The organism is Polaromonas sp., from assembly GCF_030682935.1.
GTDB lineage: Bacteria > Pseudomonadota > Gammaproteobacteria > Burkholderiales > Burkholderiaceae_C > Polaromonas.
Genome location: NZ_JAUXNA010000093.1, coordinates 1 through 9,592 on the forward strand (window position 1 = coordinate 1; position 9,592 = coordinate 9,592).

Genomic DNA, 9,592 nt, shown 5'->3' on the forward strand with positions numbered 1-9,592 from the left:
GATTGAAGAAGTTGTGCGCATGGTGGGCTACATCCAGCTTCCCGACACGCCCCCGCTGGCACCCATCACGGCAAAAATCCGCACCGAGTCTGAGCGCAGTCCATTTGCCGTGCGCCGGGCGCTGGCGTCGCTGGGCTACCAGGAAACCATCAATTTCAGCTTTGTCGAAGAGCGCTGGGAGCACGAGCTGGCAGGTAACCCGAACCCCATCAAGCTGCTGAACCCGATTGCCAGCCAGATGAGCGTGATGCGTTCGTCGCTGCTGGGCTCCTTGCTGCAGGTACTCAAGTTCAACCTCGACCGCAAGGCACCGCGCGTGAATGTGTTTGAGCTGGGGCGGGTGTTCCTGCGCGATGCGCAAAGCCAGAACACCGACACCACGGTAGCCGGTTTCAACCAGCCCATGCGCGTGGCCGGTCTGGCCTACGGTCCGCGTGCGGCGCTGCACTGGAGTTTGTCAGACAAAGCGGTGGACTTCTTTGACATCAAGGGCGACGTCGAAGCCTTGCTGGCCCCGCTGCAAGCGGTGTTTGCACCCGCAGCGCATCCCGCCATGCATCCTGGCCGATGCGCCAGTGTCACGGTGGCGGGCAAGCCGATTGGCTTTGTGGGCGAGTTGCATCCGCAATGGCGTCAAGGCTACGACCTGGCTCAGGCGCCGCTGTTGTTCGAACTGGAGCTTGACGCCGTGTTGCAGCGCCAGGTCCCGGTTTTCAAGGCCGTCAGCAAGCTGCAGCCCGTGGAACGCGATGTGGCCGTGATCGTGTCCGAAAGCGTCACACATGCCGCGCTCATGGCTGCGATTCTGGGCGCCAACACCCAGGGACTGCTCAAGGGCGCCACCTTGTTTGACGTCTACCGACCCCAGCAAGCCAATGCCAGCATGCAGCTGGGCGAGAAAAGCCTTGCCGTGCGTCTGGTACTTTCAAGCGACGCCGCTACACTGACCGACGAAAGCATCGAGGCCGTCACCCAGGCAGTGCTTGCCAATCTGCAGAGCCTGCTACAGGCACGGCTGCGTGCATGATGGCACTGCGAAAATATTTATAAAAAACTGCTGCCAGGAGGCTTGAGTCATGGAATTTTCTGTTGAAAGCCTGGAAACCCCGGCGCTGACCAAAGCGCATCTGGCCGAGTTATTGTTTGAGCATATCGGGCTCAACAAACGCGAATCCAAAGACATGATCGACGCGTTTTTTGACCTGATTTCCGACCGTCTGGTGGACGGCCATGATGTGAAAATTTCCAGTTTTGGAAACTTCCAGATCCGCACCAAGGCCCCCCGGCCCGGTCGTAACCCGCGAACGGGTGAAGCCATTCCCATTGAAGCCCGCCGGGTGGTGACATTTCATGCCAGCCACAAGCTCAAAGACCAGATACAGGGCAACAGCCCTGCCGTGTAGCCGCCCCTCAACTTGCCCTTCAGCAGGCGACCATTTGTCTTCTTCGGGCCAGGCTTTTACAGGCACTGAATGCCAGACCCGCGTCAGTGCCCCATGGTCTGCAAAAATATATATAACCCTTTGCGCAAACTTTCGACTTAGGGTAGATTCAAAATCTTCTTTTTCAGCGTACTAATTTAATTGGAGACACCTTTGCCTTCCATTCCCGCAAAACGCTACTTCACCATTGGTGAGGTCAGTGATTTGTGCGGCGTCAAACCTCACGTGCTCCGTTATTGGGAGCAAGAGTTCACGCAGTTGCGTCCGATGAAAAGGCGAGGCAACCGCCGTTATTACCAGCACCATGAAGTGTTGATGATTCGCAGGATTCGCGATCTGCTGTATGACCAGGGCTTCACGATCACTGGTGCGCGCAACAAGTTGCAGGAAATTTTTCAATCCGAGCGAGACGGGCGACGCAACATCGATATCCCGCTTGACGGCGCGGACACGACAGCTTCCGATGATTCGGTTCCCGGGGAGTTCGAGAACTCTGTGGACTTTGAAGACAGTGACGCCGAGGGTGCAGATTTATCCGTTGAAGGCGAGGTTCTGCAACGGCTGCAACTGGTGCGTCGCGAGCTGTGCGAAATCCGGGATCTTCTCAGCGAGAGCTACTGAGAAACGCTGATCATCGCGCTATAATATGAGGCTTGTCGGTGTGTGGCGCAGCCTGGTAGCGCACTTGCATGGGGTGCAAGGGGTCGAAGGTTCGAATCCTTTCACACCGACCATAATTGACGGGGGTTAGCCGGTAAGTGCCTGCTAACCCCTTTGTCGTTTCTGGGGTTCTTTTGTCTTCTGGTTGCCGTTCGGTTGCCGTTTCTCTGAAGCTGTTCAGCTGTATCGGCATTTCCAGCGACATCGTCACCCTGACTTCCTCTCGTGCTTTGCCCCGGTAGCAATTCAAATCCAGCCCCTGCAGCGCTGGAATTTTCTTGTACTCTACATTTCCAGCCTTCCAATACCGTGTCACCGAGATGCCAGAGCCTTGCTCCCTCGGATGCCCGCAGTGACGATGACCGCTTCCAGCCTCGCAGGGCCAGTCCATGCCCGCTCGCGAGCGGGCATGGACTTCGCATCTACCAACCATCTCTCAAGCGTTGAGACAGAAATCCCCACTTCCTTTGCAATTGTTTCCGCTGCCGCACTCTCGGGCGGCAGCAGCCGCGCCACAGCACGGTCTTTGAATGTTTGTCCGTATCGAGCCAATTTCGTCTTTCATCGCCGCCCCAGGGTTTCAAGTTCTATTGAAGCGACAACTATTCTGACGCAGGAGAGAAGTGGCCCCGCTCTCTGTCCTGCAGGACATGGCGAAACATCAGCAAAACGCACTTTGAACCGACTCGGTTGAATACCCAAATCGTTGCTGATTTGGTCTGCAGGGCGCTTAAGGGGATTTAGATAGCACCGGCCTTAGCTCGCCAGTCCCACAAAGATATTTTGTACATCGTCATTCGCATCAATGGCGGCTAGGAACACTTCGACTTCTTCCAGATGCTCGGCGCTCAAGCTCGCTGGGTTGACGGGGTTCTTGGCCTTGTAGCCCAGCTTGGCGGACAAGACGCTGAAACCATGGGCTGGCAGCGCGCGGCTCACCAGGTCAAGATCGGCGGGATCGGTCAGGAACATCGTTACGCCGTCTTCCTCACCCGGTTCAAAGTCCTGAGCGCCCGCTTCGATGGCGGCCAGTTCAGGATCGGCGCCCGCTGCTGCGGGCTCGGCTTCGATCATGCCCACATGGTCGAAATCCCAAGCCACAGAGCCAGAGGTGCCCAGTTGCCCCTTGCGGAATAGCACGCGCATTTCAGGTGCTGTGCGGTTCACGTTGTCGGTCAGACATTCGACCATGACGGGCACGCGGTGCGGCGCAAAGCCTTCGTAAATCACGTGTTCAAAATGAACTGCCTCGCCGGTAAGGCCAGCTCCTTTCTTGATGGCGCGGTCCAAGGTTTCCTTGGGCATCGAGATTTTGCGGGCCTGCTCCACGACCAGCCGCAGGCGCGCGTTCGAAGCGGGGTCGGCCCCGTTGCGCGCGGCGATCATGATGTCTTTGGCCAATTTGCCAAATGCCCGGCCCTTGGCATTTGCGGCCAGTTCCTTACCTTTTGCTTTCCACTGCGCGCCCATGTTTGATATTCCTTGGTGTTGTGGCGCTCAAATGCGCCTGGCTTTATTCGGGGTGATTGGGGCATGCGCGCTATTTAAAAAGACGTGCTGCATGACCGAAGGGAAATAGGTTATACACCCATGCGCCTACTCCCGCGCTGCGGCGGGAGGTGGGGCATTTTCAGACTATCGGGGAGTGATGAGGTTTTTTCTATTTACTCGTGGCGTATTGGCAGTCCGCTACACCTGCGGCATCGGCATCGGACCCACCAAAATGCTTGCCAGGCTGGCCAATTACATGGCCAAGAACGCTGAGCGTGATGGAGTTCTCCAGCCGTGCATCAGAAAAGCTGCGAAAGCAGGGCAGGGCAGGGCGTGCTGCTACCCATGGGTTTGCTGTAGTTGTGTTACATCCTCCAGCTTCAGGGCAATGCCACGCCGGCCTTGCTGATCACCTTCTGATGCGAGTAGTCACATGTGGTTTGAGCGCAAAGCGCAGCAGCTTGGCCACCATGCACAGGACAGAAAAAATCCACAGGATCAAGACTGACAGCCGTTCAACTCATCATCAGAAGTCAATCCGTGTGCCGGGCGCCGGCGCCTCGACGCTCCAGCCCAACTCATCGGACACCCTGTCGGCAAACCCGCACGCTGTCTGGGCTTCGCCATGCACTACAAAAGTCCGCATGGGTGCGCTGGCGAAACCCTTGAGCCAGCCCAGCAGGGCAGCTTGGTCGGCGTGGGCCGACAGCCCTCCGATGGTGTGGACCTTGGCCCGAACCGCGTGCTCCTCGCCAAAAATACGAACCTTTTTTTCGCCATCGACCAGTCTTCGGCCAAGGGTGCCTGCGGCCTGGAAACCGATGATCACGATGGCGCACTCGGCGCGCTCGATATTGTGGCTCAAGTGGTGCTTGATGCGCCCGGCATCGCACATGCCGCTGGCCGAAATGATGATCGCACCTGCTTTAATGCGGTTCAACGCGATGGACTCCTCCACGGTTTGCGTAAAGCGCAGGTCCAGCCATTTTGGAAGCTCCTCCCGCAGTGACAGTAGCGCTCGAGTTTCGTCGTCAAGAAACTCGGTGTGCTTCCAGGTTATCTCGGTAGCCTTGGTGGCCATCGGTGAGTCGACAAACACCTGTAATTTCGGTAGCTTGCCTTGTCGGCACAAGTCCGCCAGTAGCCAAAGCACCTCCTGGGTTCGACCGAGCGCGAAGGCGGGAATGATGATATTGCCCTGCCGGCGGCGCAGCGTGTCCTCAATCACAAACACCAGTTCGTCAATGGTTTCCTTGAGTGGCCGATGCAGGCGGTTGCCGTAGGTGGACTCCACTATCAGTACATCGGCCGTGTCGATGGGGGTGGGGTCACGAACGATGGGCCGCCCGGGCTGTCCCAAGTCGCCGGAAAAGACCAGCTTGGTGGTCTTTGTGCCTTCTTTAACCCAGACTTCAATGATGGCCGAGCCGAGGATATGGCCCGCATCGCGGAAGCGGCAGCGCACGGCCGCATGCGGCTGAATTTCCTCGTCATAGGCCACACCGCTAAGCTGCTCCAGGCAGTCTTGTGCCTGCGCCACCGTGTACAGAAGTTCAGGTACGACCGCCGCACGTTTGTGCTGCTGGTAGCTCTTGCGCTGCGCGCGGGCCCAGTCCGTCTCCTGGATGAACGCGCTATCGAGCAGCATCACCGATAGCAGGTCCGCCGTGGCGGTGGTTGTGATGATCGGTCCATCGAAGCCCAGTGCTGATAGCCTCGGAAGCAGCCCGCTGTGGTCAATGTGCGCATGAGTGAGCAGCACAAAATCAATTTTCTTTGGATCAAAGGTCCAGTCGCGGAGATTGCGTGCGCGGGCCTCGCGCCCACCCTGAAACATTCCACAGTCAACGAGGAAGCGAACGCCGTCAGCCTCGACCAGAAAACACGAGCCGGTGACCTCTTGCGCAGCACCGATAAATGTTAGTTTCATAGAAAAATCCTCAGAATGAGCATCTAGTATGACCTGTGCGAAGGCGCCGCCAGCGAGGCCAAGACCAGGCTCGTCCCCATCAATGATGCGCCGGATCGGGCGTAGCGCGCAGATCCGCTATAACTCCACCCATGAAAAGAAATCCTTCAAGCAGCGGCCTCGTCTATTCCACCGACGCCGGACGAATGTGCCCCGACTGCCGGCGGCCTGCCGCGGACTGCGTTTGCAAGCAGTCCAGGGCGCTTCCAAAATCCGATGGCGTGGTACGTGTTTCCAGAAGCACGAAGGGCCGTGGCGGGAAAACGGTGACTCTTGTAAATGGGCTCGCGCTGGACGCGCTGGCCCTGGCCCAGCTGGGCAAGCAGCTCAAAGCGGCATGCGGCTCAGGCGGCACGGCCAAAGACGGCGTGATCGAAGTGCAGGGCGATCACTGTGAGCTGGTGATGCAGGCACTGCAAAAGCAAGGTTACGTCGTCAAACGGGCCGGAGGTTAACGTGAAGCCCGAAGACCTGCAGCGGCTGGTGACGCTGGAAATGCCTTTTGGCAAATACAAAGGGCGGCTGATTGCCGACCTGCCGGGCAACTACCTGAACTGGTTTGCCCGGGAAGGCTTTCCCGGGGGTGACATTGGGCGGCTGCTGGCGCTGATGCAGGAGATTGACCACAACGGCCTTTCGCCCTTGCTGGAGCCGCTGCGCAAGCGTTAGGGTTGCGCTTGGGTGCTACTGAAATAATAGCGGGTGGAGTCCGTATCTATTTGCCCAGGATCCTGTTTTGTTTAAAAAAATGACCTCGGTTCCAGCTTGCCGTGGCCACATTGGCTACAGCACCTTGCTCAGAAACTTGCGCGTGCGCTCTTCCTTGGGGCGGTCAAAAATGTCGGCGGGCGTTCCTTCTTCAACAACCAGTCCCTCGTCAATGAACAGCACGCGGTCCGCCACCTGGCGTGCAAAGCCCATCTCGTGCGTCACCACCACCATGGTCATGCCGTCTTCGGCGAGGTCCTGCATGACGGCCAGCACTTCGCCGACCATTTCCGGGTCCAGTTCCGAGGTGGGTTCGTCAAACAGCATGATGCGCGGCTGCATGGCCAGCGCCCTCGCAATGGCCACGCGCTGCTGCTGCCCGCCAGGCAACTGGTTGGGGTAGGCATCAATTTTGTCGAGCAGCCCGACCTTGTCCAGCAGTTCAGTGGCGCGGAGACGGGCTTGCGCGGCCGTCAGCCCGCGCACCTTGGTGGGGGCCAGGGTAATGTTTTCCAGCACGGTTTTGTGCGGAAAAAGATTGAAGCGCTGGAACACCATGCCAATTTCCGAGCGCAGCGCATCGACATCGGTTTGGGGCTCGTGCACCGACACGCCGTGCACCAGAACTTGCCCGCCTGACGCGTCTTCCAGGCCATTGAGACACCTCAGAAAAGTGCTTTTGCCTGACCCCGTGGGTCCAATGACGCAAACAACCTCGGAGGCCTTGATGGCGCAGTCAATACCGCGCAACACCGGGATGCGACCAAACTGCTTGGTCAGTTTTTCAACGCGAATCACCTCGTCCATAGCGATCCTCCAATTTTTTGATTCCATAGGCAAGACCCAGCGTCAGCACCCAGTACATGAGCGAGATCGTGAGGTAGGGTTCCCAGTAGCGCGAATACGCGCCGGCCACCGTTCGCGCGGCGTAAGCCAGTTCGGACAGACCAATCGCCGACACCAGCGAGGAGTCTTTGAGCAGCGCGATGGCGTTGTTGCCCAGCGGCGGCAGCATGCGGCGAAAAGCCAACCGCCAGGCCCAGCGCTGTGCCCTGCACAATACAGATCACCGTAATCGCGATGGTCATCCACAGGCCTTGCCAGAACAGCCCCGCGTACTGGGAAATGATGTCGGCGCGGAACCATCCGAACCAGAGAACTTGTTCCATAAAGATTACGCTCAGTGATTATTGGACGGCCAGCGCTCGCGCTCGAGCCAAAATTTGGTGCGGGAAGTTCATGCGTGGGTCCAGAAGGAGGTGATCAGAAAAAATGCCTGCCTCCCCCGCAATGGCGCACAAGCTGAAGTGCGCCAATGGTAATGCCGGTGCCCAGTGCCCATTGCCAGGGCGCCGCAGGCTGGTTTCCCGCGGAATTGTCATGCAATTGCTGCGGGCTGCAGCCGCCAATCCAACCGACCCGTTGCCGGTTCCGGCAGCGCCCATGCGCTGCATCACAATACCGCCATGAGCAAATTGGGGCACACCCGGGACAAGATTTACAAAACCGTGGCGCGGCAGCTGCATGGCGTGGTGCCGTGCTGGGTGTGCGGCGAACACGTCACGCCGCAGGCCGCCACGCTGGAGCATATCCAGGCGCTGAGCGAGGGCGGCAACAGCCACGCCGAGAACCTGGCCATCAGCCATGAGGTTTGCAACGGTCAGCGGCATGCGGCAGGCCGGGTTCCGGTATCGGCGGTCTCGCCGGGCCAGGTCGACAGGCGACAGGCGACAGGCGACAGGCGCCGGTTTAATTCATGAGTTCGAGCAAACGGTCAAGCCCGCCGCTGTTAATGGCGACCATGGCCTGCTCGCGCACCCTGGGCTTGGCGTGGTAGGCCACTGACAAGCCCGCGATGCCCATCATGGGCAAATCATTGGCGCCGTCGCCCACGGCAATCGCTTGCCGGGGATGAATGCCCAGCTTTTCGCAGGTCTGCAGCAGCATCTTGCGTTTTTCTTCACCATCACAAATGTCGCCCCAGTCCTGGTCCACCATTTTTCCGGTCAGCAGGCCGTCCCGGATTTCCAGGATGTTGGAGCGGGTGCAGTCAATGCCCAGCTCGTCACGAACCCGGTCGGTGAAAAAGGTGAAACCGCCGCTGACCAGCAGCGTCTTCAGGCCGGCGGCCTTGCAGGCGTGCACCAATTCTGCGGCGCCCGGGTTGAGCTTCAGGCGCTGTCGGTAGACCTCGTCCATGCTGGCGGCACTCACGCCCTTGAGCAGCGCCACGCGCTGGCGCAGGCTGTCCTTGAAGTCGGTGATTTCGCCGCGCATCGCAGCTTCGGTGATGGCGGCCACCTCGGCCTTGCGGCCCACCGCATCGGCTATTTCATCGACGCACTCGATGTTGATGAGGGTGGAATCCATGTCAAAGGCAATCAGCTTGAAGTCGCTGAGCTTGAGGGTGGGCGTTGCGATATTGACGACGAGGCCGGGGGCGGTTTCTACAGGATTCATGCGGTGATAGCTTCCGTTTTGGGTTGTCCGAGTGAGCGCAGCACATCGCGGACCATTTGCGCCCGGTCTTTGGGCTCTTTGAGTTCGCGCTCTATGCGCAGTTTGTCGTTTCCGGCCAGTTTGATGTGGCGGTTTTTCTGGATCAGGTGGATGATGGCCATGGAGTCAATCGGCGGGTCTTTGCTGAAGGTGATGGTGATGGCACCGGGCGCGGCATCGACCTTGACGACGCCGTAGGGCTTTGCGATCACGCGAAGGCGGTGCACGTCAATCAGCGTCTGGGCCTGCGGTGGCAGTTTGCCAAAGCGGTCCACGATTTCTTCAAGCAGCGCGTCGATCTGGCCGGTGTTTTTGGCGGTGGCCAGTTTCTTGTAAAAGCTCAGGCGCAGGTGCACGTCGCCGCAGTAGTCGGAGGGCAAGAGCGCGGGCGCGTGCAGATTGATCTCGGTGGTGGCGCTGAGCGGCGACAGCAAGTCGGGCTCGCGGCCGGCTTTGAGCGAAGCCACGGCTTCGCTGAGCATCTCGTTGTAGAGCTGAAACCCGATCTCCAGCATGTTGCCGCTCTGGCTTTCACCGAGCACTTCGCCGGTGCCGCGAATCTCCAGGTCGTGCATGGCCAAATAAAAGCCCGAGCCGAGTTCTTCCATTTGCTGAATCGCGTCGAGCCGCTGGCTGGCCTGCTTGGTCAGGCCTTCAATGTCAGGCACCATCAAATAGGCATAAGCCTGGTGATGGCTTCGGCCGACGCGGCCGCGCAGCTGGTGCAGTTGCGCCAGGCCAAATTTGTCGGCGCGGCTCATCACGATGGTGTTGGCGGTCGGCACGTCAATGCCGGTTTCAATGATGGTGGAGCACAGCAGCA

General features: G+C 59.0%; 11 protein-coding genes, 1 tRNA gene and 2 pseudogenes. 7 read left to right on the forward strand and 7 right to left on the reverse strand.

Features of this window, described 5'->3' with window-relative positions; translation table 11 throughout:
• From Q8K05_RS03745 to Q8K05_RS03760, 4 genes are all read left to right on the forward strand, one after another.
• Nucleotides 1–1,027: phenylalanine--tRNA ligase subunit beta (locus Q8K05_RS03745; RefSeq protein WP_305245184.1), on the forward strand; the 1,027-nt coding region annotated here is incomplete at its 5' end.
• Between the two features lie 49 nt (nt 1,028–1,076).
• The gene (locus Q8K05_RS03750) at nt 1,077–1,403 is read left to right on the forward strand and encodes an integration host factor subunit alpha (protein ID WP_305245185.1); all 327 of its coding nucleotides are present in this window, start codon (nt 1,077–1,079) and stop codon (nt 1,401–1,403) included.
• A gap of 180 nt (nt 1,404–1,583) precedes the next feature.
• Nucleotides 1,584–2,063, forward strand: coding sequence for a MerR family transcriptional regulator (locus Q8K05_RS03755; protein WP_305245186.1), 480 nt, complete (start codon nt 1,584–1,586; stop codon nt 2,061–2,063).
• A 36-nt stretch (nt 2,064–2,099) separates the two neighbouring features.
• Nucleotides 2,100–2,176: transfer RNA gene (locus Q8K05_RS03760), tRNA-Pro, on the forward strand.
• 268 nt (nt 2,177–2,444) lie between these two features.
• Here Q8K05_RS03760 and Q8K05_RS03765 read toward each other — a convergent pair.
• From Q8K05_RS03765 to Q8K05_RS03775, 3 genes and pseudogenes are all read right to left on the reverse strand, one after another.
• Nucleotides 2,445–2,654 (reverse strand): annotated as a pseudogene (locus Q8K05_RS03765) (IS3 family transposase); the annotation flags it as partial.
• Nucleotides 2,655–2,858: 204 nt separating this feature from the next.
• Nucleotides 2,859–3,572, reverse strand: coding sequence for a YebC/PmpR family DNA-binding transcriptional regulator (locus tag Q8K05_RS03770; RefSeq protein ID WP_305245187.1), 714 nt, complete (start codon nt 3,570–3,572; stop codon nt 2,859–2,861).
• Between the two features lie 547 nt (nt 3,573–4,119).
• Complete coding sequence (locus Q8K05_RS03775) at nt 4,120–5,523, reverse strand: MBL fold metallo-hydrolase RNA specificity domain-containing protein (RefSeq protein WP_305245188.1); 1,404 nt, start codon at nt 5,521–5,523, stop codon at nt 4,120–4,122.
• A 131-nt stretch (nt 5,524–5,654) separates the two neighbouring features.
• On the opposite strand from Q8K05_RS03775, the gene Q8K05_RS03780 reads away from it, so the two are divergent.
• Together Q8K05_RS03780 and Q8K05_RS03785 are read left to right on the forward strand one after the other, a co-directional pair.
• On the forward strand, nt 5,655–6,017 hold the full coding sequence (locus tag Q8K05_RS03780; protein WP_305245189.1) for a translation initiation factor Sui1: 363 nt from the start codon (nt 5,655–5,657) through the stop codon (nt 6,015–6,017).
• Nucleotide 6,018: 1 nt separating this feature from the next.
• Entirely contained in the window at nt 6,019–6,231 is a 213-nt protein-coding gene (locus tag Q8K05_RS03785) for a DUF3820 family protein (protein WP_305245190.1), read from the forward strand.
• 114 nt (nt 6,232–6,345) lie between these two features.
• Here Q8K05_RS03785 and Q8K05_RS03790 read toward each other — a convergent pair whose 3' ends face one another.
• A complete protein-coding gene (locus Q8K05_RS03790; protein ID WP_305245191.1) occupies nt 6,346–7,077 on the reverse strand; it encodes an amino acid ABC transporter ATP-binding protein in 732 nt (243 codons plus the stop codon).
• Nucleotides 7,055–7,297: pseudogene (locus tag Q8K05_RS03795) on the reverse strand (amino acid ABC transporter permease); the annotation flags it as partial. The gene Q8K05_RS03790 and the pseudogene Q8K05_RS03795, both read right to left, overlap by 23 nt.
• A 439-nt stretch (nt 7,298–7,736) precedes the next feature.
• On the opposite strand from Q8K05_RS03795, the gene Q8K05_RS03800 reads away from it, so the two are divergent.
• Nucleotides 7,737–8,030, forward strand: coding sequence for an HNH endonuclease (locus tag Q8K05_RS03800; protein WP_305245192.1), 294 nt, complete (start codon nt 7,737–7,739; stop codon nt 8,028–8,030).
• On the opposite strand, the gene serB is transcribed toward Q8K05_RS03800, so the two are convergent.
• Both serB and Q8K05_RS03810 read right to left on the reverse strand, forming a co-directional pair.
• Nucleotides 8,020–8,730 (reverse strand): phosphoserine phosphatase SerB, encoded by a 711-nt coding sequence (gene serB / locus Q8K05_RS03805; protein ID WP_305245193.1) that lies wholly within the window; start codon nt 8,728–8,730, stop codon nt 8,020–8,022. The two genes, Q8K05_RS03800 and serB, sit on opposite strands and share 11 nt — an antisense overlap.
• A partial coding sequence (locus tag Q8K05_RS03810; protein ID WP_305245194.1) for a TRCF domain-containing protein occupies nt 8,727–9,592 on the reverse strand: 866 nt, incomplete at its 5' end. The genes Q8K05_RS03810 and serB, both read right to left, overlap by 4 nt.